Below are 23364 nucleotides of genomic sequence, written 5' to 3'. Positions count from 1 at the left end.
TTTAGAAATTATTGATCAGACCCACGTGAATCATCCCTCCCAATACCCCTTCTGTCTTTTCAGCAATCGGAAGACCATAATCGATACCCATAATACCCAAACCCGTTTCTAATCTTACTCCGAATCCATATCCCATTTTAAAATTATCAGAAATATTGTTCGGAGAATAATAACCAGCATCAAAAAAGACAAATGCGCGTGAAAGAGGTCCGAATAAATATCTATATTCAAAATTTGTCCAGGCTATAGTGGTTCCTCTAAACTGATCTTCACGATAGCCGCGTAATGATCTTGTGCCACCCAGTCTATATTGGTCGGGTAATGGTATTTCAGACTCATTACTTGTTATTCTTCGACCATTGAAGGAAATTGCTAAAATTTGTCTGGTAAAAATTGAGAAATAGGAATCAAAATCCAGACGAATTTTTTTGTTAGAAATTTCTTTTTTATAAGAATAACGAGTTAATATTTCAGCAGGGCCTTTATTTTTTTTACTGCCAATTTCTATATTTGTAAAATAATAAATTCCGTTTGTAGGATTGATTAAATTATTTCTCGAATCATATTTAATTCCTATAGAAGCACTCAATGAATTGCTTTGCGGAATGCCAAGACTATAACTCCCTATAGAGTCGGGAATGATCAGCGATCTGGTCAAAGAGGATACAATTGAAAATGATTCGATAAGCGGCCATTCAAAATCTGCCATGAATTCACGTTCAATATATGTACTGTCCTGAATTAACTGATTAAAACCGGATCCAATATGCAAAGGATATCCAGCTACCCAGGGTTCACGGTAATAGATCTCCAGGTCTTGAGAATTTTGATCTCTTTTCTGCCAGTGTATTTTAACTGATCTTCCGGTTCCAAAAAGATTACCCATTTCAATGTCCACAAGTCCTGTGAAATACCCTTTTTCAAATTCAGTGGCGGGTGTATAACCCACCACGCCATCAAATTTGCTGGTTTTTCCCTCGTTTACATGGATTGAAATACCCCCTTTATTTTTATTTGAGATAAAGACATCCGGAGGATATACCTTTTTAAAATATCCAAGTCGCATTAATCTTGATTCAATTAATTCTATCTTTTGGTGATTGTAAATTTTTCCTTTTTTGATGCGAGTTTCCCGGCGTATAACATTATCATTTGTAAATTCATTACCTGTTATATTTATATCCTCAATTACAAGTTTGGGTCCCGGATTGTTGGTAAAATAAAGTATATGAGCATATTTTCCATCTGCTTTATCAACTCGAACAGAATCAAAATTTAAAGAAGCAAACGGCCTTCCTTTTTCTTCATAATAATGGATGATTTGTTCAGCTAACAATTCAATTTTTAGTTTCTGTATCTCGATGTTATTTAATGGATTATAATATTTTTGAATTTGCTGCGTATCTGGTCCATTTACAATTATTTGACTAACTGTAGCGGGATTATTATTATTCAGATATACAGAAATTGAAACGCTGTCCTGATTGGAATTTATTGAATAAGTAATTGAATCAATTGATGCATACACATATCCTTTTTTTTCTAAAAATGAGAGCAAAGAGGCGCCCTGTAAATATATATCATCGATTGAAATTCGATTCCCGGTTTCCAGTCCCGAAATTTTGCCGGCCTGCTTTTGAGTGATCATATCAAGATTGTGAAATTCTGAATTGCGAATATAATACTCCCGAGCATTATCTGATAATGCACTATTCGCCGCCCACAAAACTATAATTGTGTAAAGAAATTTTTTCATTTTATCTAAAAGATGCTGTTATTTGAGCCCGACCTGCGTGAATTAAACGATCCCGTCGCGGTTCATTCCGGCCATTATAAGAAAAAGTTGCCATGATAACATCTGAAATTCGATAATCAAAGCGAATATCCCAACGCAATGAACGTCCCAAGCTTCTTCCCAATGCCATTTCATAAGGAATAAGGCGATCTGATGGTCTGGCTTGAACGAAACTCCACTCTAATTCTGTGCGAAAACGGCCTTTGTTTCGAATTGAATAATTGCATTGAGGAATAATGGCAAAAGCTGTCACACGTGTTGGATTTGTATAGTCTATATCCTTTTCTTTTGAAAAGCGACCTTTTAAAGAAAACTCGAGTATCGGAGACGGACGAAATGAAAAATCAGATTCAATTTGATTTAAGTAAATATTACGGTCCTGTCTGCCCGAATAATTAAATTTTCTTGTAATATGCTTGTTGATATATTCAGTCTGGTTACTAAACCTATTTAAAAATCTTAATGTCAATCTTAGTGAATTATGGTTTTCATAGCGCTCTTCCCTTCCCTGAAGATATTGATTGTTTAGTTCATCGCGGTTTTCATAACGATAGCGCAAAGAAAATTTTCTATTTCTGCGCAGGATATAAAAATCCTCTCTAAAATAAGTGGTTCCCAAAATTGTGTACTCGGGATTTTTAAATTTCTTTAAATCTAAAAAATAAATATTATAAACATCTGGATACTGAGATCGTTCATCAATTGTAAAATAGGTTTCAGAAGAAAGCGCTTCAATGCTTTTATGTAGCAATGATTTTTCATGATTAGATACGGTTTGATATAATCTGGAAGGTTCAAATTGAGCCCTTGCCACTGTTTTAAGTTCAGCGACGGGTTCAAACTGATCAGTTGTCAAAATACGCAAAATATAATTTCCAAGAGGATCATTTACATATTCATTCAGGTCTTTATCCAATCTGTAATTTCCCTCACCCTCATTCACCTTGATATAAACTCTTTCTATTTTTGCAGTTGCTGTGTTTGATATTTGATAATTATAGGATAAATTCAACGCCCGATTAAAAGGGGACCATTGCATTTGCAATTCCGCCAGATCAGTTTTTCTATCCGTATTATCCTCTGTAAAATAATTCATAATTCTATGAGTAAAATCAAGTGTACCTGAGAATGATTTTGAATTGAATTGTGCACTCGTATTTATTGTATTGGAAGTCGACTCTTTTTCAAAAATTTCTTTTCCTCTGTAATCATATTCTTCTCGTCTGGCATAAGATACGGATGTATTCAAATTTTTAAATACAGATGCTTTTACACCACCTTTTAGATCATTAAATTTAAACCCTGTAAAGAGAGAATCTGACCAATTTTCCTTTTTAATTTCACCCTCATACCTGAAAAATGGCTGCACAGAGGCATACGAATAATCAATAGAACCATTATGGCGTATCCACTCATTGGCTTGATTTTTTTGCAAACGTTCGCTGTTAATATATTCCAGTTTGTAATGAACAGCGGGAAACGATTCTAAATTGAATTTTTCTTCAAAAGACCAGCGTTTTGAAGAAAATGTGTTTCCGGATTCATTTCTACCATATTCACCCTTTAATTCTAAAAAAGATACCGGAAGATACGATGCATTAAATTGAATAACATTTCGCGCGAATTTTCAATTGTATCGGGCAAATCCCATATTCTGTCATATTCGACTTTTGTTGATCTGTCTATTGAATTAAATCTGTTATTTATATTTTTATACATTCCTGAAAATTCTACAGATCCAAATTTCAGGCCAAGAGCGGTTAGACTGTCCTGTTTGATAGAAAGCCTGTGGTTTTGAGCCAATCCTTCATTATTTTCATCATCAAGACCGGAGAACGTATTTCTGTCAAAAGAGCTTAGAGCATATTCGCTCTGTATAGAGACTGATTTCAAAGGATTAAATTGAATATCAAAATCAAGTAAAGAATGACTGGAAGGTGTTGGAAGAATTATTACAGGCGCATATCTTCCCTGTCCCTTACCCAAATATTTAAATATACCGGATCCTTTGTAGGTATAGCCTCCGGAATTATCGCCTATATCAGAAAAAACCACATTGTAACTTCCTTTCCCCTCGCCTTTATAAACATAAATACTGTCTTTTGTAAGTTCATACCTACCATTAGAGTCCTTCATATATTTTGCACCACTTACTCTTGCATTTAGTGGATTATCACCCGCTTCTGAAAGTATATTCCTGTTTTCATCATCGAGTGTGAAATCAAGTGGATTGTCTTTATCATCAGCCTCATGTAAAAATGTTGTTTTTAAGAAAAGACGATCTTTAAATATTCCGGTTTTTACAGAGGCTGAATATAAATTCCGTCTATATTGTTCATCAGAATACTGATAATCCACCACTATCCTGGATTCAGATGTAATCAAGCGTCGACGTGTAAATGTGATCTGAGCTGATGAATAATCAATAATATAGTCATTACTTTCCCCACGCGTCATTCTTTCACCATTTATATAAACACGTTCTGTACCTGCCAACACTATAATATTTACCTGGCCGCGATCTCCCTTTAACTGATAAGGACCTTGATTTCCCTCCTGCCCCTGGAATTTAAGAGAGCGGTATTTGCCCCTGGAAACCGCACCGGATAGTTTGGCTGATGTATTTTTGTAGGATGTCTCTCCCATCACACCCTGAAGTTTTCTTTGATATTGAGCAAATTGAGTACCTGAATACCTGAGATTAAAATCTCCCATTGTTGCAGCCCAATGGGGTGATTCTATTTCGATAAAAACTTTGTCTATTTCCTGTAAATTTTGAGTGGTCCCTTCCGGTTGAATGGGGGTTGATTGGTCCGTGAGAGCGGCCAGTACTTTTATATTTTCTCCAACTTTACCGGACACATTGATATTTAATGCTGAATTAACTTTTAATCCCTGAGTATTACCGACAGATATTCCACGAGTTATACTTCCGCTTTTGCTTAATTGTGAAGCATAATTCAGGGTATCATCTAAAGATGTCTCTTGAGATGTTCTGTTTTTGGATTCTATTGCAAACAACCGTTTATGCATTTTGTGATGATAATATTCACGCTTAATGTCAAACGGATATATCTTGTACTCGACACGTATAAGGGAAGTGTTTTCAATTATTCGATTAAAGCGGATTTCACCCTTTACCGCATCCAAGACATACGAACCCGGATGTTGAATGTGACCATCGATATATACGTCGACTGTATTGATTATGATTAACGAATCGGGAAGAAAATAGGGGCCTTTGCGAGACTCGCCTTCTAAAAACAGGGTTTTTTCATTCAACTGAATGGAACCAAGTTTTCCCTCAGTTTGAGACCAGAGAATGGATGTAAAAACAAAAATAATTATTATTATTGGTTTTGACAATCAAAAAGACCTTTATTGTGAAAAAACAATACTCAGAACCTGGATACGATTATTCAGAGATTCCAGAACAAAGAGTTTATTATTAAAAACCACCACATCGGATGGAGCATTAAAGGCGCCTAATTTGTTGCCTTGAGTTCCAAATTTGATTAACATACGCCCCTCCTCATCAAAAATATATAATGAATGATGAAATTCATCCGTTGCATAGATCCTATTATTAGAATCAATAAACAGTCCAAGAGGATGCTTTAAAATATTTTTACCAAAATTGTACAAATAGTTACCATAATAGTCATAAACAAAAATACGACCCGCTTTATAATCGCTCACAAAGACGTTGTCATTATTCGAAAGAAAAATGGAAACCGGACGAGAGAGGGCGCCTTTTCCCCAGTCGTATCCGCCAAAGGTTAATACAGGCGAAAACCCGGAATCCAGTTTTATGATCCCGCGATTTTCAGCATCAATAATAAAATAATCACCGTAAAAACTTGTAAAAATGTCCATGGGAAAAGAGAATGAAAACCGATCGTCCCAATGATATTCCGGGGATAATTCTGTAATCCAATTCAAATTCTTGTCAAAACGGACAATTCTGTGGTTGTCATGATCTGCTACAAAAACGTTCATCGTATTGAAAACATAAAGGCCCATCGGATTCTGAAATTGATTTTTAAGCCAGCCTATACCCCCGACTTTGGATAATATATTCCCCTGTTGATCCATTTTGAGTATTCTATGATTCTTTGTATCTGATATGTAGAGATGACCATTTGAATCGATCGAAAGCCCTTGAGGCTGATTGAAATTGAGAGAATCAGCGGGCTTGTCAATTGTATACAAAGGAGCAATATTCACTGTTTGACAGGCAGCTGATGAAAAGAGTAAAATTAATTGTACGAGTAATATTTTCATATCAGATCCTTTTGTATAAATATAACGTCCAAAAGTATAAATGTTTCCCTTTAGACAACGGCAAATAATTTGCAACGATTGTTTTACCAATTTACTGCAATCAAAGGAAAAATCAAGTGAAAACTGTTTTAATTTTTCTATTCATATTCTTTTTAACTATAAATTGTGGTGGACCTTTTTCACCCGCTCCATACAGCCATCGGTTGAATGAACCAGAGTTCAAAAAATCTCATTCGCGGATGAAAGAAAAATTTGCGAGTGAGATATTAAAATTTTTACACACACCGTACCGATGGGGAGGCACAACCGTTAACGGTGTTGATTGTTCCGGTTTGGTTTTGACCCTCTACAAAAAAGCAGCCAATATTTCATTGCCTCACAGCACGAGAGAAATCTATAAACTGGGAACACCCGTATCTCGTTCCTCGTTAGTATTTGGAGACCTCGTATTTTTCAATACGAAAACTGGTTTTATTCCAAATCATATGGGACTCTATCTGTCACAGGGAAAGTTTTTACACGCCTCTGTGAGCCGGGGGGTGACGCTTGATCAATTGGACTCAAAACCTTATATCAGTCAACTTGTCGGATTTCGACGCATTCTTAAATAAAAAACTTGATTTTATCCGGAAAATATAGTAAAATAAGAGTTTGTAATTTATATAACGTCAAAAATCGGAGCCAACTATGAAAAGAACATTTCAACCCAGCAATAGAAAGCGAAAAAACAAACACGGTTTTCGCGCAAGAATGGCGACCAAAAACGGACGCCTTGTATTGAAGCGAAGAAGGGCCAAAGGCAGAAAAAAACTGACTGTTAGCGATGAATAAAATTGTCCAAAGAATTCATTATAAAATCCAATGAAGAATTTGCAGATGTGATCAGGAACGGGTTCTCTGAAAAGGGGTCTTTTATATATGTTTTTGCAAAAAGAGACAAGAATACAAAAGTCGGTTATACTGCGGTCAAGCGTACACGTACAAAGCCAAAGCGAAACAAAATTAAAAGATTATTGAGAGAACTCTGGAGAACCCGTCATATTCAAAGTTTGCCTGTCGCCAAATATGTGCTCATGGGTAATGAAAAAATGGAACATATTGATTTTGAATGCTTGTCTGATGAACTGGATCATTTATTAGAGAGAATCAGAAAAAGGTTTACATAAACGATGCTGAATCGTTGCTATGAAAAATATAACATTACATATCAGAAAAGGACTTGAAGTTGCACTTACAAGTCTGATTATCGTCTATAAAAAAATAGTATCTCCGCTTTTGCCCAACACCTGCCGATATTACCCAACCTGTTCTACTTATGCAATACAAGCAATACAAAAAAAAGGAATTATAAAAGGAGTAGTCAAAGCCATATATCGAATAATTCGATGCAACCCATTTTCAAAAGGCGGCTATGACCCGGTGTAACATAAAATAAAGAGAGTCTTATGGATTTCGATAGCAAAAATACAATTCTGGCATTTATTTTAATTATATCTGTGATCATTTTTACGCAAACAGATTTCTATCTCAAACTGGTTGATCCTGAAGGGTATAATAAAAGACAGCAGCAATTGAATCAACCAGAAACAATTCAACAGACACAATCCCAAGAGTCTGTTGAGCAGCAAGTCGAGGAACCTGTCGCCGCTGAATCCGAATCACAAAAAACCTCCCAGAAGCCTTTTGTACCCTCTTCAAAGAGCAAAATCGTAGCCCAAATTGAGGATTTGCAATCAGGCAAAACCGAAGAATTTATTTATGTTGAAACGTCTCTGTATGAAGTGGTCTTGACCACCCGTGGAGGTAACATTCTTCAATGGAAATTAAAAAATTTCATGGGACCCGACAGTGAATATGTAAACCTTTTTCGCCCCAATAGCTATGGAAATTTTTCACTCTCCTTTTTGACAGTAAACGGCGACAGCCTTTCAACATCCGATTATATATTTGAATCGGGTTCATTGGGTAATATTACCGTTTATGATTCAAAAACGATTTCCTTTACATTAGACATGGGCAATGGTCGGTCTATTTCGAAAAACTATACCTTTCATGATAAACGGTATATGATTGATTATAAAATCAATTTTAGTGGACTTTATGATTTAGTGGCTAATAAACGTTATTTTATATCCGCTCCTAACGGTATGGCGTCAACAGAGCAGCGTGTCAAAGAAGATATGCAATATGCAAAAGCTGCTGTGTATTCAAACGAAAACATAGAGGATGGATATAAAACGAATGAAAAAGTTTACAAAGAGTCCGGTCAAATAGAATGGGCTGCTGTAAGGACCAAATACTTTGCCATTTATATTGTACCGGAACAGGAAACCGCTGAATCCGTAACGATTCAGGGATTTGAAGACCCCGTAGCAAATAAAGATACAAATTTAAAACGTTATTCAATTACAATGAGCATGCCATATTTAGGGGATGGAACAACTGAACCTTCATTCAACTTGTATCTTGGGCCATTGGAGTATGATACTCTCAAAAAGTATGATAAAGGCTTTGAAGATTTTATGGATTTTGGATGGAGTTTTATAAAACCCTTTAGTAAATTTATTCTTTGGCTTTTCAAAAAGATGCACACTGTTATACCTAATTATGGTGTGGTTCTTTTGTTTTTTGCAGTTGTCATCAAAATTGTCGTTTATCCTCTCACACACAAATCATACGAATCGATGCAGAAAATGCAGCAGATTCAACCCAAGCTGAAAGAGTTGCAGGAAAAGCATAAAGATGATCCGCAAAAACTGAATAAAGCCACAATGAATTTATACAAGCAGGAGGGAGTTAATCCTGCAGGCGGATGCTTGCCCATGCTCATCCAAATGCCATTACTGATAGGTCTTTTTGTTATTTTTCGAACCACCATAGAATTAAGAGGAGAGGGTTTTATTTGGTGGATCAACGATCTTTCCGCCCCTGATACTATATTTACTTTACCTTTCAGCATTCCCTTTTATGGTCAGCATGTCAATATATTGCCTATTTTTATGATGGTCACGATCTTTCTTCAACAGAAAATGAGTTCTACGGATCCGAAGCAAAAAATGCTGGTCTATTTTATGCCCATATTTCTGTTTCTGCTTTTCAATCATTTTCCTTCCGGACTCAATTTGTATTATGCATTGTTCAATCTGTTATCAATTATTCAACAAAAGTATTTGGTACCCAAACATCAGAAAAAACGTGCTGCTTAATTTCTTCGATAAATATCAAACACAAAAAAGCCCTGCTAATTCTTTAGCGGGGTTTTATTTTTATTCATGAATACTTTGAATGACACAATTGCTGCGGTTTCCACCGCAAAGGGGACAGGCGCTATTGCTATCGTTCGGCTTTCTGGTCCGGATGCCTTTGATATTCTTGAAAAAATTTATTCAGGAAATATTTCTGTCAAGAATATGGTGGAACGAAAATGCTATAACGGAACTATTATTGATTCAACGCGATCATACAGCGTCGATAATGTGATCATTCTTAAATTCCAAAGTCCCTGCTCTTATACCGGACAACATATAATAGAAATCCATTGTCACGGTGGAGCCTTTGTTGTTCAGCATATTTTGAGATTGTTAATTTTAAACGGCGCCAAACCCGCTGAACCGGGTGAGTTTACAAAGCGGGCTTTTTTAAATGGAAAAATAGATCTGTTACAGGCAGAATCTATTGCAGATACAATCCATGCGCAATCTGAATCCAGTCTTAAACTATCCCAACATCAACTACACGGTGATCTTTCCAAAGAATTATCTGCTATTAAAGAAACCCTTATCAAGCAATGTTCGTTGCTTGAAATAGAACTTGATTTCAGCGATGAAGATATTAAGCTGGCTGATTACAGCACTATTTCAGATCAAATGGATATTCTCAAAAACAGATTAAAGAGTCTTCTGGACACCTTTACTTACGGAAAACTGGTCAAAGAAGGCGTCAAGCTCGTTATTTCCGGCAAACCCAACGCCGGAAAATCAAGCCTGATGAATACACTTTTGCAGCAAGATAGGGCCATTGTTACAGATATTCCAGGAACAACCCGTGATACTATAGAGGAAGCCTTGGATATTAGAGGTTTTATTTTTTATATCACAGATACGGCTGGTTTACATCGCTCAGAAACAATACAATCGAAAATGCCGGAATCCAGCGTACCTATGAAATGATATCACAAGCCGATATTGTTTTATATATTATTGACAGCCTGTCACAGGAAAGCAGCGCCAGACACGATTTCTTCAAAAAGCTCAAACCCGGCAGCAAAACATATTATGTTTACAACAAAATCGATCTTGTTTCGGATTATGAAAAATCCAGAATAAAGGCACAAAACCCTGATGCCTTGCTTATATCTGCTGAAACAAAAGAAGGATTAGATTCGTTAGAATCTTCTCTTGTAGAATATGTAGAAAATAAACTTCCGGTTCACGAAACTGAAATTTTGACAAAGACGCGCCATTATAATGCAATTCTCAAATCCTATGAATTTATCACCCATGCGCGGGAGAGTATAGAGCAGGGCTACTCATCTGAATTTATTGCGTTGGATTTAAGATCGGCCCTCGATTCAATGGGGCAATTAACTGGATATGTAACATCAGATGATATTTTGAATAATATTTTTTCAAATTTTTGTGTCGGAAAATAATGTTTCACGTGGAACACTATGAACAATTCTTACGAATATGATGTGATCGTAATTGGCGCTGGTCATGCCGGCTGTGAAGCAGCGCTTGCCGCAGCAAGAATGAATGCTAAAACTCTTCTTATCACTATAAATATTTTCACCATTGCACAGATGTCCTGCAATCCGGCTATCGGCGGATTGGCGAAAGGTCACCTGGTCCGAGAAATCGATGCGATGGGGGGAGAGATGGCGAAAATAGCAGACGAGACCGGTATTCAATTTCGCCTTCTGAATAAGAGTAAAGGACCTTCTGTATGGTCGTTGCGGTCTCAAAACGATCGTATGGGCTATTCACTTAAAATGAGAGAGGTTATTGAAAATCAGGAAAATCTTGAAATCAGACAAAATGATGTAAAAGAACTGTTGTTTCACCAGGATAAAGTTTCCGGCGTTGTAACTCGCATTGGAACCCAAATCACATCCCGAACAGTGATCTTGTGCAATGGGACTTTTTTAAATGGATTGATTCATGTTGGACTGGTTCATTACGACGGCGGACGTACCGGAGAAATCGCTTCAAAGGGATTGAGTGAACAACTTGCCAATCGCGGATTTAAGGTGGGGCGTTTAAAAACCGGAACACCGCCAAGAATCGATGGAAACACTGTTGATTTCGAAGAGATGGAATTACAGCCCGGAGATGAAAATCCGCTACCGTTTTCCTTTTCTCATGAGTCTGTCGATAATGAACAAATACCATGTTATTTAACGAGAACCAATCAGGAAACGCATGCAATTCTCGAATCAGGCATGGATCGTTCTCCTTTGTATTCCGGTGTTATAAAAGGGGTCGGCCCGCGTTATTGTCCCTCTATTGAAGACAAGATTGTCAGATTTAAGGATAAAGCAAATCATCAATTGTTTTTAGAGCCGGAAGGACGTCAAACGAGAGAGTATTATTTAAACGGTTTTGCCACCAGTCTTCCTGAAGATATTCAAATCAACGCCCTTCACACTATTCCCGGATTAAAGCGTGCGAAAATCACAAGATTGGGTTATGCAATAGAATATGATTATTTCCCCCCCACTCAATTAAAACCCACGCTTGAAACCAAACACATTAAAAATTTGTACTTTGCCGGACAAATTAACGGTACCTCGGGATATGAAGAGGCTGCCGCTCAGGGACTTGTTGCTGCTATAAACGCGGTTGCAAAAATACGCGGCATGGAACCTTTTATACTGAAACGCTCCGAGGCTTATATGGGTGTACTGGTTGATGACCTTGTTACCAAACTCTTGGAAGAACCTTATAGAATGTTTACATCCCGGGCCGAGTACCGATTGATTTTAAGACAGGATAATGCAGATCTCAGATTGATAGAATATGGGCACCGATATGGTCTTGTTGAGCAGGATGTCTATCTTGATATGAAATATCGTCAGCAACAAATTAATGAGAATATAGAGATGCTTCAACAATTAAAAATCCGTCCTGAAGAGATTAATCCTATACTCGATTCTCTGGATACTGCAAGGATCAAGGAGGTTGAAACCGCAGCACAAATCCTAAAAAGGCCACAAGTTCGCCTGACACATTTAAGGTGTTTAAATCATGATCTTGTTCATAATCCCTCTAGATTCTGGAGTCGAGTCAGAGAACAGGTTGAGATTGAGATTAAATACGAAGGTTTTTTGAAAAGACAGGCGGACCAGGTGGAAAAAATGAAAGAACTCGAAGATCTCGAAATACCGGATCATTTTAATTACAATCAGATTAAATCTATATCCAATGAAGGACGAGAAAAGCTATCGCGGATTCATCCGCGAACACTGGGTCAGGCTTCCAGGATATTGGGTGTTTCTCCTTCAGATATCTCTGTACTTATGATGTTTTTAAGCCAAAGGAAAAAGGTTCCACGTGAAACATAGAGACGAGGAGGTTCCACGTGAAACATGATGAAAAACAAAAATAAAAAGATTTACACGATTTTTCCCGGCGTTCAGGTTTAACATTACAGAAAAAGCATCAACTGTATCAATTTGTCAATATTTTTGAGCGGTGGCAGGCGCGTACAAAGCTGGTTTCATCGGCCGATGTTGAAAATATAGTATCCAAACATATTTCAGAATCCATTCAATTTATGTCGCCCGAGTTTGTTGATTTTAAGGCTGTTTTGGATATTGGCAGCGGTGGAGGGTTTCCGGGAATTCCAATGGCTGTATTGCGCCCGGACTGTTCTTTTGTTCTTGTCGATTCAAAGCGTTTGAAAACGTTGTTTCTTCAGGAAGCCGTAGAATTGATGGAGATTAAAAATGTTGAGGTTGTCTGTTCGCGTGTGGAAAAGTTGTGTTTTGAACGATCTGGGCAATTCGATGTTGTAACTGCACGGGCTGTGGCTGATTTGAAAACTTTGTGGATGTGGTCGGAACCCTTGTTAAAACCCACGGGCGTTCTTTTGGCGCAAAAGGGCGGAGAGATTGATCGGGAGGTTGAGGGTCTGCCTGAAACATGTATTGTAAAAAAGCAGGCTGTGTTTGAGGACAAAACAAAGGTGTTGTTGATTATAAAAAAAGGATAACGTTCTGGACGTTCTTTACAGTAAAATAAAAAAGCATGACGCCTATAATCAAATCAAATCGGCTGTTCAGGAGCGCCAAACGTGCATGGCTCAGGGGCTGCCCGGTTCTTCGTTTGCTTTTCTTCAAACCCTGCTTTACCTTGAGGAAAAACGGGTTTTTGTGTCGATTTTTGATAATGAGCAAGATGCTGTTCAGTTTCGGGATGATATGAGTGTCCTGTTGCCGGATGATAATATATTGTATTATCCGGCTATCGGTAATCAGATGTGGAAAGAATTAGGACCCCAGGGTTCGGTTACGGGACATCGTTTGGCTGTTTTAAAAGCTCTTGTTTCAGGAGAACCTTGTCTTGTGATTACAACTCCTGATGCTTTGTTGGAAAAAATATTCAAGCCGGAATGGGTGAAACAGCAATTTATACATCTGACTTTGCATACAGTGCGTCCGTTTAATTCTTTTATCAAGAATTTGATTAAAATGGGATTTGTGCGTGAAGACAGAGTGGACCGCCCGGGTGAAATGAGTGTGCGCGGCGGAATTGTTGATGTTTTCCTTTTTGAAAGCACACATCCCTATCGTATCGAATTTTTCGGAGATGAAGTGGATTCGATGCGTAAATTTGATGTGGAGACGCAACAATCTCTTGAACCCTGTTCTGAACTTTACATTATACCGCCCTTTGCCGGCGGAAATTTTACTCCTCCCGAAGAAATGCCGTTACTTGATTATCCTCAGGATTCGACCCTTTTTGAATATTGCGATCCTTTTGTTTTTATTCATAATTCGCAGCTGTGTGGTGCACAGGCTGATGAAGTGAAAGGTGTGCGGGACATGCAGGTGCGGGAACATGATGAAAATGTAGATTATGAAGATTATTACTGGCTGCCTGAACAGCTGGATCATCACATAGAACGAAATGCTGTTTGTAAGATAGAACCGGTTTCAATCTCAAATAAAGGGATACAGTTTCCTTTTTTTGAAAATAACCGTTTCGGGGGAAATCTTGCCCTGTTTAAAACTCTGGTGGATAAGCTTTATAATCAGAATATTGTTGCTACGCTGTTGTGTGAATCGGAGTCTCAACGCAAACGGTTGCAGGATCTTTTTGAACAGGAAGAGTTCCCTCCGCTTGATTTTAAAACCCTGAATGTGGCACGCGGATTTCATTGGCCGGATGAAGGGGTTTATGTGTATACCAATCGTGAAATATACAGCCGCATCCGATTTCCAAAACCGGATAAACTTGACAAACGTCAAATTGCGTTAAGACAACAGCTTCAGATCAACAAAGGCGATTATATTGTTCATGAAGAGCACGGTATTGGTTTGTTCAAGGGGTTGACCATGATCAAGGCTTACGGAAAAGAGCGTGAGTGTCTGGTGGTTGAATACAAGGATCAGGATAAGCTTTATGTGCCTCTGGAAAAAATGGATCAGGTTCAAAAATACAGTTCACGCGACGGTGTGGTTCCGGTTCTGAATAAACTGGGAACGGCGCAATGGGAAAAGCTGAAAACGCGTACAAAAAAACGAATGAAAGAGGTTGCGGAACAATTGATTAAACTTTATGCCACCAGAAAAGCACGCACGGGGTACACATTTTCTGAAGATACAATATGGCAAAAGGAACTTGAAGCCTCATTTCAGTTTGAAGAAACCTATGACCAGTTGAACGCTGTAACTGAAATAAAACAGGATATGCAAAAGAATCAACCTATGGATCGCTTGATCTGTGGAGATGTTGGTTACGGGAAAACCGAGGTGGCGGTGCGCGCAGCTTTCAAAGCAATTAATGACGGCAAGCAGGTCTGTGTGTTGGTGCCGACAACTATTTTGGCACAACAGCATTACGAGACTTTTGTGGAGCGCATACAGAGTTTTCCCTGTGGCTATCGATCTGTTATCACGGTTTAAATCGGCAAAACAGCAGAGAGAGATTATTGAAAACATAGGCGAAGGAAAAATTGATCTTTTAATTGGGACGCATCGACTTTTGTCAAAGGATATAAAGTTTAAAGATTTGGGTCTGTTGATTGTCGATGAAGAACAAAAATTTGGGGTTATGCACAAAGAAAAACTCAAGCTGCTTAAAGAGACCGTTGATACTCTTACACTTTCGGCCACTCCGATCCCGAGGACAATGCACATGTCTCTGATTGGCGCAAAAGATTTGTCGATTATTAACACACCTCCTCACAACCGTCTTCCGGTTAAAACCGAAGTAAGCCGCTTTGATTGTGACCTGATCAGAGAGGCTGTGCTGAAAGAAATTGATAGAGGAGGACAGGTGTTTTTTGTACACAACCGGGTTCAATCCATTCATGGAATGGCTGCCACTTTATACGATATCGTGCCGGAAGTGTCGATTGCCGTCGCTCACGGACAAATGAAGGGCCATGAACTGGAAACTGTGATGCATAAATTTGTGCGCGGCGAGGTACAAGTATTGGTGTCAACTATGATTATCGAGTCCGGGATCGATATGCCCAAAGCCAACACGCTAATTGTCAATCGTGCAGATAAACTCGGGTTATCACAATTATACCAGTTAAGGGGAAGAGTGGGGCGGTCGCAGCAACAAGCCTACGCTTATTTGCTGATTCCACAATCAAAGAAACCCTCCCGGGATGCGATCAAACGATTGCAAACGATACAAGAGTATTCACATCTGGGATCTGGCTATAAAATTGCCATGCGAGACCTTGAAATACGTGGTGCCGGAAATATTTTTGGGGCGGAACAAACCGGTTTTGTCAACGCACTTGGATTCGAATTATTTACCAAAATTATCAGACAATCTATCAGAAAGGTCCGCAAAGAAATGAATATCGATTCATTTGATCAAGCCGAAGAAAGCAAAGATCCATTTGAAGCCAGAATCAAGATTTCGATCAACGCGTATCTTCCCAGTGATTTTGTCCATTCGGCGTCGGAACGGGTTGATTTGTATCGCAGACTGGTTCAAACAAAATCAATAAAAGAAATCGATCAGATTCATCATGAGATATTGGACAGGTTTGGACCGCTCCCCAAACCGGCGCAAAATCTCTTGGATTATATCTATCTTAAACGTTACGCCGTCAAAGCCGGAGTGGAAAAATTGAGTGTGGACAATGATGCGATTAATGGAGAGTTTAATAATGAGGTTTTACCCACAGGGGAACAATTTCAGAAATGGTTGGCTGATATGGTTGAACATGTTCCAGACTCTTTTCAACTTGATCAGGCTCAAAACAAGTTGAAATTTACGATGCGCGGTGAATCAGGATCCTCTCATATTGAAATTGCGAAAAAGTTCTTGCAAAGTATTGTATAATATATTACTTTTTTATTTAATTGATTGTAAATAAAATAGATACTTTAAAATAAAAGAGGGAATATGAAACGACATTTATCTGGAGCTTTTGTTTTATTGGCGCTGATTATGATACTTTTTTCCTGTGAGAAACAGGCCAATTTAGCCCGAATTAATAACTCTTTTATCAATATGGGGGATTTTAAGAGTTTTTAAAGAAGAAAAGGTGAATAAAAATTCACTTACTATGGAAACAGCAAAAATAGTGTTGACTGATCTGATAGATCAACGCCTCGTAATCCGATCTGCTTTTCGCGATAGTTTGCATTTAGATTCGACGGTTGTCAGTAAACGAAAGGAGCGAAAAGAAAACCTTGTTTATATGCAAGTGATACACGAAAAAGTTTACAACGAAGAAATACCCATTTCAAAATTGCGAAAAATCTATGATCGGCAAGGGCTTGAGTTTGGGATTAGCCATATTTTTATGCGGGTAACACCTCAAATGACACCTCATGAAGTGACCATGGCCAGGGAAAAACTGGAGACGGTTTATCAAAAGTTGCTACGGGGAGCAGAGTTTGATAAAATGGCTCAGACCTATTCCCAGGATAAAAAAACCGCCGGGAAGGGTGGATGGATAGGTTTTCTGAGATGGGGAGCCCGTGGATATGGTGATCGTTTCTACATGGCATTAAAGGATATGCACAAGGGAGATTTTTCAAAGGTATTAAAATCGACAAAAGGGTTTCATATTGTAAAATTAAGAGCTGTACGAAAACGGGAGCAGATGCCGTTTGACGAAAAAATACAGGCTTTGCGGAAACAGTATTTTCAACACCATTCTGATGAAATCAATAATCGATATTCTGAATTTATCGATCGTTTGAGAGAGAAATATGATTTTCAGTTGAATGAAGATACTGTGGACTCTCTTCTGGTCTGGTTTGATACCGAAGAATATGATTTTCAGATGAATACCGAGTTTGAAGCATTTATCAATTCATTAACACCGGAACAGAAACGGATGCCGGTTTATAGTTATGTCTCGGATACGGTTAGCGTGGAGACATTTCTCAAACAAATTATTAAAAATGTGATTCAGGGCGGACGGCCTCCTTTTACGATGAGACGAACCTGGGACCGTTTTATTTTTCTGGATTCCGGCAAATTTCTTCTTCTTGAATACGGATATGAAAAAAACTATGCCAAAAAAGATACTGTTCAGAAACAGCTGAAAACGTTTGTAGAAAAAGAAATCGTTGATCTTCAAGTCAAAAAAAATATTGACGATCAGTTGAATCTTACAGAGGCGGATTACCGTAAATACTATGCCGATCACAAGGAGCGTTTTCAAAGGAATCCACAGGTTGTTGTGCAGGAGATATTTGTAAGTGATAAAGAAAAAGCAGAGTGGTTGTACAATCGGATTCAGAACGGTGAGGATTTTGGATCTCTTGCGGAACGCTATACTGAACGCGACTCTGTCAAAAGCCGTCAGGGCGTTCTGGGATACGTCAGCCCGGTTCGTCACCGTGAGATGGGGCGTAAAGCCACGACCATGCTGCCGGGTGAGATCAGTGAACCTGTTTATTTTTCCGGCGGGTATTCGGTTATAAAAATACTGGAACGCCAGCCGGGAGAGCCTCAATCTTTCAGACGAGTGAGAGGGCGAGTTATGGCTGTTGTTAAAAAGCAGCGCAGAGATCAACTTTGGGAAGAGTGGATTAGTGAATTGCGTTCAGAATGCAATGTTGTTATGTTTGAACATGTCTTAAACGATCAATTTAGGAGCGCTGAAAAATAACTCAAATTGTATTGTAAATTTATTCCCAGATTCTTCACGTTGCTTTTTTGATTTTTTAGATGGTGGTTGTCTCATGTTCTAAAAGTTCGACGTTTGCACAATTCTGTCTGAATTCAGTATCGATCTTTACAGAATGGGGGAACATTTTTAGCATGGGCTGGGTAACAAACATGTCTCTTATATTTGTAGAACCGCGTCAGGAGTAAAAAAATATGAACTGAAATTCAAATCCGAAATATCCTGCCATGAAACTGCGAAAAAAATCCAAAAAGAACTGCATTCTGTGTTACTTTATTAATGAATGGTACATAAAATAGATGCTCTAGAAAGGGAGTGGAAAAATGAAAAACCGTTGGATAGGCGGTATTGCTGTTTTGATGAGTATGATCTTGCTGTTCAGCGCCTGCGATGACTCGAAGAATGTCGCACGTCTGAATAATAGTTTTCTCACGATGGAAGCATTCAAATATTATTTGAGTTCTGAAAAGGTTGATCAGTCATCTTTAATATTTGAAACCGCGGAAATACGACTGAACGATTTTATCGATAAACGGCTGGTGATAGAGTCCGCTTATAAAGACAGTATCCATTTGCAATCGGCGCTGCAGAATAAAGTGAAAGAAAAGGAAGAAAATATGGTGTACCTGCAGGTCATCCGTGATCAAGTCTATAGCGAGGTAATGCCGGAAAAAATGATGAGAGAAATCTACAAAAAGCAGGGTCTGGAGTTTGGAATAAGCCATATTTTTATACCCGTTTCCCCCCAAATGCCGAAAACTGAAATTAGCAACGCCCGCCAAAAGCTAAAGACTGTTCATAATCGATTGCTAAAGGGAGCTCGATTTTGAAGAAATGGCCCGTCTGCATTCGCAGGACAAAACTAGTTCCGGAAAAGGAGGGTGGCTTGGATTTTTAAAATGGCATGACAAAGGCTATGGGGCATCTTTTTACGAAGCGTTGCATAAACTGAAAAAAGGACAACTTTCAAATGTGATCCGTTCTTCAAGGGGACTGCATATTGTAAAGTTGAAAACAATCAGGGAACGGGAACAAATACCTTTCGAGGAAAAACTGGATTATTTGCGGCGTGATTATTATACCAATCATCCGGAAAAAGTAAATGAAGCTTATTATGGATTTATAGATAAATTGAAGAAAAACTATAACTATTCACTTTATGAAAATACGGTTGATTCTCTGGTACACTGGTTTGATAAAACCTCATATGACTATCGCACAAACCAGGGATTTAATGAGTTTATAAATTCATTAACCAATAGACAAATGAATATGCCTGTTTACTCTTTCTCAGAACAAACTGTTATTGTTTTTGATTTTTTAAATCGAGTTATGAAAAATCTTCCCCAGGGGGCGCGACCGGAGCTTGGGATGAAAGAACCTTGGGATCGGATTCTATTTCTTGATCCCACAAAACAGCTGTGTTTGAAATATGGTTATGACCATGATTTTGACAGCAGAAACCCTGTGGCCAAAAAAGTTCGCCGTTTTCTGGAAGATGAAATGTATAAAATTCAAAAAAGCAGAAACATTGACAACAGAGTTAATCCCACGGAAGACGAGTGCCGTCAATATTTTACCGAAAATGCACAACGATTCGAAAAAGACCCCAAGGTAAAGGTTCAGGAGATTTATGTCAAAGGAAAAGAACTTGCCGACTGGTTGTATCATCGAATTCAGAATGGTGAGAGTTTTGCAAAGCTGGCTGAACAATATACAGAACGGGATTCGGTTGTAAATCGTCAAGGTGTTCTCGGATTTATCAGTCCTGTCAGACACCGCGGTATCACCCATAAAGCTTTCAGAATGCTGCCGGGAGAAGTAAGTGAGCCTATTTATTATTCCGGTCATTATTCGGTGATTAAAGTTCTTGAGCGCCAGCCTGGCGAACCCCGAACATATGAGCAAGCCGAAGATATTGTGAAAGCTGCTTTAAAGAGAAAGAAAACAGATGATCTGCATGAAAACTGGCTAAAAGAGCTGCGATCAGAAAGTCAGATTACAACCTTTCCTGATGTTTTGGCTGCTGAATTTGCGGGAGAGAACGAATGAGATGGGTTAAAGCTATAGGTGTGCTTTTATTCTTTCTGTTTTTGCTGACTTGTGACCGACAGGTCCAGGACAAGTCACCTGTTATTGCGACTGCCGGTCAAAGTGAGTATACACTTGATCAGCTGAAAAACATGCTTCCTGATCAATCCGGGCTGGAACTATCCAATGTTCAGGTGAGAAATTACATCCGACGCTGGGTAGAGCGGGAACTGGTATTCAATAAAGCTCTGGAAGAAGATCTGAATAAAGATCCATTTGTTCAAAAAAAACTTAAAGAACTTGAAAAAGAGTATCTGGTTGCCCTTTACCTTGATAAATATCTGGATTCTAACATTGTCATTACCGAAGACGAAATCCAGGCATTTTATCAGGAAAACAAACAAAGCTTTATTCGTCCGGCAACGCTTTATGATGTACATTATTTTTTGGTGGATACGTATCGAAACGCTTATGACATTCGCAGACGCCTATTGAATAATGAATCGCTTGAAACAATCGCCGAGGATAGTACGTTCAAACAAGTATCAGGTGTTTACCGGGATTATGGATGGGTTGAAAAAGAAAAACTATCTGACTTTATTCAAAACCGGTTGAGATATCTGGATGTAGAAGAACCGTCCAAACCGTACAAAAGCGACGCCGGATATTATATACTGTATCTTGCGGGGCTGCGAAAAGAAGGAGAACCACAGACACTTGAGGAAGTCAGGGACCGCGTAAAGCAAATGATCAATGCTGCCAAACGTGAGGAAAAATATGTTCAATTGGTCAATGAACTGAAAGAAAATATTTATGTCAAAGTCGATTGGACTGTTTTAGACTCTATTGAATTGTTAAATCAAAACAAAGTGGATGAAAATGAATAAATATATACAATTACTACTGATTTTAGCTTTTTTTGCCGTTTCTCCAGGAGTTTCCCAGGACGTCTTGGATCAGGTGGCGGCCGTTGTCGACAATGAGGTTATACTGGATTCGGAAGTCACTCAAATGGCTTATATGATGAGTATGCAACAAGGCATAGATCCCCAAAAGAATCCCTCACGCTTTCAGGAAATGAGGAAACAGGCGCTGGAAAGTTATATCAATCGCGAGTTGTTGCTGATCCAGGCCGATGAAGATACCGTTATTGCCAACGAACAGCAGGTTGAAGCTTATCTTGAACAGCAATTGGATAACGTGATTCAGCAGTCCGGCGGCGAAAACCAACTGGAACAACGAATGGGCATGATGATGTCGCAGATTCGGGATCTTTACCGACGGCGTATTGTAAAAGATTTGCGGGCCAATGCGATAAAAGACAGCATTTTCCTGCCGGTTAGGGTCGGACGACGGCAGGCCCGTGAATTTTTTAACGAGAATAAGGATTCTTTGGGCCGAATGCGGGAAACCATAGAAATCAGTCATATACTTATTGAACCGGAACCCGGTGAAAAAGCCAAAATGAAAGCAATGAACACCGCGCAAAAGCTCCGCGAGGATATTATGAACGGAGCCGATTTCTCCGAAATGGCCCAAAAGCATTCGGATGATCCCGGATCCGCAAAACAAGGCGGAGATCTTGGATTCAAGGGACGTGATGATTTTGTGCGGGAATATGCCGAAGCGGCCTTTAATCTAAAACCCGGAGAGATATCCGGGGTCGTGGAATCGCAATTTGGATTTCATATCATCAAGCTCATTGAACGCCGCGGAGAAAAAATACACACCAAACATATCCTTGTTTCCGTTGAACCCACTGAAGAAGATCAGAGGCGGGCGGCGGAGAAGATTAAAGAAATTTATTCAATGTTGAAGAACGGCGCTGATTTTGACAGCCTTGTGCTCGAATATTCGGATGATGAATCCACTGTTGATGACGGCGGCTATTTGGGCGAGTTCGAAGTGGATCAGCTTGAGCAAATGGCAAAAGAGTTCACTTTTGTATTAAGCAACCTCCAGCCGGGTGAGGTCAGTGAACCGGTCAAAACCCAGTATGGATTTCATGTGTTGAAATTGCATGACAGAATTAGTGCCCGGCAGCTCAGTTTCGAAGAGGATTATGATCGTATCAAGGAAATGGTGCTGAGTTATAAAAAGCAGCAACGTTTGGACGAATGGCTGGATGAAAAACGCGATCAGGTTTATGTCGAATATAAAATTTCTTCTCTTAAATAAAGCCTGGTAAACAACTTAAAAATCTGCAGCCCATTTTTATGGGCTGCTTTTGTTTTGTTATAAATATGAAAAAGAACAATATTTATATAGTCTTCATTTATATGGCTGTGCTCCTGATTTCAAGCCGGACCCTCTATTCAGCTGAGAATGACTTTACGGTTGTGAGGCTTCATTATCGTGGCGGCGGGGATTGGTACAATAACCCTTCTATTATACCCAATTTGCTTGAGTTTATCGACAAACAAACGATCATCCAAACGCGGGAGGATGAAGTTCAGTTATCCATTATGGATGATCGTTTGTTTTCCTATCCTGTTTTATTTATGACCGGTCATGGACGAGTGGTCTTTTCTCCGGAAGAGGTAAAGCATTTGCGTGATTATTTGACAAATGGCGGGTTTTTATACGCGGATGATGATTACGGCATGCAGGAACATTTTTTTCGAGAAATGCACAAAGTGTTCCCGGACCGCGATTTTCACAAGGTGCCGTTTTCCCATCAAATTTTTCATTTTCCGTTCGAGTTCAGTAACGGCTTGCCAAAGATACATGAATTTGACGGAGGACCGCCGGAAGCATTCGGTTACTTTGACCAAGGCCGTCTAATTGTGTTCTATACATCAAACACGAATATCTCAGACGGCTGGGCCGATCCGGACGTGCATAATGATCCAGAAGCGGTACGACTGCAAGCGCTTCAAATGGGTGTGAATATTATGATGTATGCATTGACACGGTGATAT

Annotated in this window: 20 protein-coding genes; 16 read left to right on the top strand and 4 right to left on the bottom strand. The window is 38.9% G+C overall.

All coding sequences use genetic code 11. From position 1 onward, the window contains the following. Position 1 precedes the first annotated feature (1 nt). The 4 genes from U5R06_22505 to U5R06_22490 all read right to left on the bottom strand — a co-directional run bounded on the left by U5R06_22505 (position 2) and on the right by U5R06_22490 (position 6079). A complete protein-coding gene (locus tag U5R06_22505) occupies positions 2-1756 on the bottom strand; it encodes a BamA/TamA family outer membrane protein (GenBank protein MDZ7725517.1) in 1755 nt (584 codons plus the stop codon). Position 1757: 1 nt separating this feature from the next. Then, entirely contained in the window at positions 1758-3230 is a 1473-nt protein-coding gene (locus tag U5R06_22500; GenBank protein MDZ7725516.1) for a hypothetical protein, read from the bottom strand. Between the two features lie 134 nt (positions 3231-3364). Then, on the bottom strand, positions 3365-5161 hold the full coding sequence (locus U5R06_22495) for a hypothetical protein (protein ID MDZ7725515.1): 1797 nt from the start codon (positions 5159-5161) through the stop codon (positions 3365-3367). Between the two features lie 12 nt (positions 5162-5173). Beyond that, a complete protein-coding gene (locus U5R06_22490; protein ID MDZ7725514.1) occupies positions 5174-6079 on the bottom strand; it encodes an NHL repeat-containing protein in 906 nt (301 codons plus the stop codon). Between the two features lie 116 nt (positions 6080-6195). On the opposite strand from U5R06_22490, the gene U5R06_22485 reads away from it, so the two are divergent. The 16 genes from U5R06_22485 (at position 6196) to U5R06_22410 (ending at position 23361) form a co-directional block, all read left to right on the top strand. Next, positions 6196-6690 carry a C40 family peptidase gene (locus U5R06_22485; protein MDZ7725513.1) on the top strand — a complete coding sequence of 165 codons (495 nt, stop codon included), beginning with the start codon at positions 6196-6198 and terminating at the stop codon, positions 6688-6690. A 76-nt stretch (positions 6691-6766) separates the two neighbouring features. Then, on the top strand, positions 6767-6910 hold the full coding sequence (gene rpmH, locus U5R06_22480; protein MDZ7725512.1) for a 50S ribosomal protein L34: 144 nt from the start codon (positions 6767-6769) through the stop codon (positions 6908-6910). A gap of 354 nt (positions 6911-7264) precedes the next feature. Next, a complete protein-coding gene (yidD, locus tag U5R06_22475; GenBank protein ID MDZ7725511.1) occupies positions 7265-7504 on the top strand; it encodes a membrane protein insertion efficiency factor YidD in 240 nt (79 codons plus the stop codon). A gap of 20 nt (positions 7505-7524) precedes the next feature. Beyond that, positions 7525-9285, top strand: coding sequence for a membrane protein insertase YidC (gene yidC, locus U5R06_22470; protein MDZ7725510.1), 1761 nt, complete (start codon positions 7525-7527; stop codon positions 9283-9285). Between the two features lie 75 nt (positions 9286-9360). Next, positions 9361-10248: a tRNA uridine-5-carboxymethylaminomethyl(34) synthesis GTPase MnmE gene (mnmE, locus tag U5R06_22465; protein MDZ7725509.1), complete on the top strand. Its 888-nt coding sequence runs from the start codon at positions 9361-9363 to the stop codon at positions 10246-10248. Beyond that, a complete protein-coding gene (locus U5R06_22460) occupies positions 10245-10730 on the top strand; it encodes a hypothetical protein (GenBank protein ID MDZ7725508.1) in 486 nt (161 codons plus the stop codon). Before mnmE ends, U5R06_22460 begins: the two co-directional genes overlap by 4 nt. 18 nt (positions 10731-10748) lie before the next feature. After that, positions 10749-12641, top strand: coding sequence for a tRNA uridine-5-carboxymethylaminomethyl(34) synthesis enzyme MnmG (gene mnmG / locus U5R06_22455; GenBank protein MDZ7725507.1), 1893 nt, complete (start codon positions 10749-10751; stop codon positions 12639-12641). 101 nt (positions 12642-12742) lie between these two features. Further along, positions 12743-13291 (top strand): 16S rRNA (guanine(527)-N(7))-methyltransferase RsmG, encoded by a 549-nt coding sequence (gene rsmG / locus U5R06_22450; protein ID MDZ7725506.1) that lies wholly within the window; start codon positions 12743-12745, stop codon positions 13289-13291. A gap of 85 nt (positions 13292-13376) precedes the next feature. Continuing rightward, on the top strand, positions 13377-15206 hold the full coding sequence (locus U5R06_22445; protein MDZ7725505.1) for a CarD family transcriptional regulator: 1830 nt from the start codon (positions 13377-13379) through the stop codon (positions 15204-15206). Then, positions 15178-16608: a TRCF domain-containing protein gene (locus tag U5R06_22440; protein MDZ7725504.1), complete on the top strand. Its 1431-nt coding sequence runs from the start codon at positions 15178-15180 to the stop codon at positions 16606-16608. Before U5R06_22445 ends, U5R06_22440 begins: the two co-directional genes overlap by 29 nt. 226 nt (positions 16609-16834) lie before the next feature. Then, positions 16835-18394: a peptidylprolyl isomerase gene (locus U5R06_22435; protein MDZ7725503.1), complete on the top strand. Its 1560-nt coding sequence runs from the start codon at positions 16835-16837 to the stop codon at positions 18392-18394. Positions 18395-18735: 341 nt separating this feature from the next. Then, positions 18736-19242, top strand: a complete 507-nt coding sequence (locus U5R06_22430) for a hypothetical protein (protein MDZ7725502.1) — start codon at positions 18736-18738, stop codon at positions 19240-19242. A gap of 4 nt (positions 19243-19246) precedes the next feature. Continuing rightward, positions 19247-20464, top strand: coding sequence for a peptidyl-prolyl cis-trans isomerase (locus tag U5R06_22425; protein MDZ7725501.1), 1218 nt, complete (start codon positions 19247-19249; stop codon positions 20462-20464). Next, complete coding sequence (locus U5R06_22420) at positions 20461-21330, top strand: peptidylprolyl isomerase (GenBank protein ID MDZ7725500.1); 870 nt, start codon at positions 20461-20463, stop codon at positions 21328-21330. The genes U5R06_22425 and U5R06_22420 overlap by 4 nt, the downstream gene beginning before the upstream one ends. After that, a complete protein-coding gene (locus U5R06_22415) occupies positions 21323-22621 on the top strand; it encodes a peptidylprolyl isomerase (protein ID MDZ7725499.1) in 1299 nt (432 codons plus the stop codon). Before U5R06_22420 ends, U5R06_22415 begins: the two co-directional genes overlap by 8 nt. Before the next feature lie 161 nt (positions 22622-22782). Next, positions 22783-23361 (top strand): DUF4159 domain-containing protein, encoded by a 579-nt coding sequence (locus U5R06_22410; protein MDZ7725498.1) that lies wholly within the window; start codon positions 22783-22785, stop codon positions 23359-23361. Positions 23362-23364 lie beyond the last annotated feature (3 nt).

It is taken from the genome of candidate division KSB1 bacterium (genome assembly GCA_034521575.1).
GTDB lineage: Bacteria > Zhuqueibacterota > Zhuqueibacteria > Residuimicrobiales > Krinioviventaceae > JAXHMJ01.
Note: the sequence above shows the minus strand (reverse complement) of the source record. Positions and strands in the feature narration are given on the sequence as shown.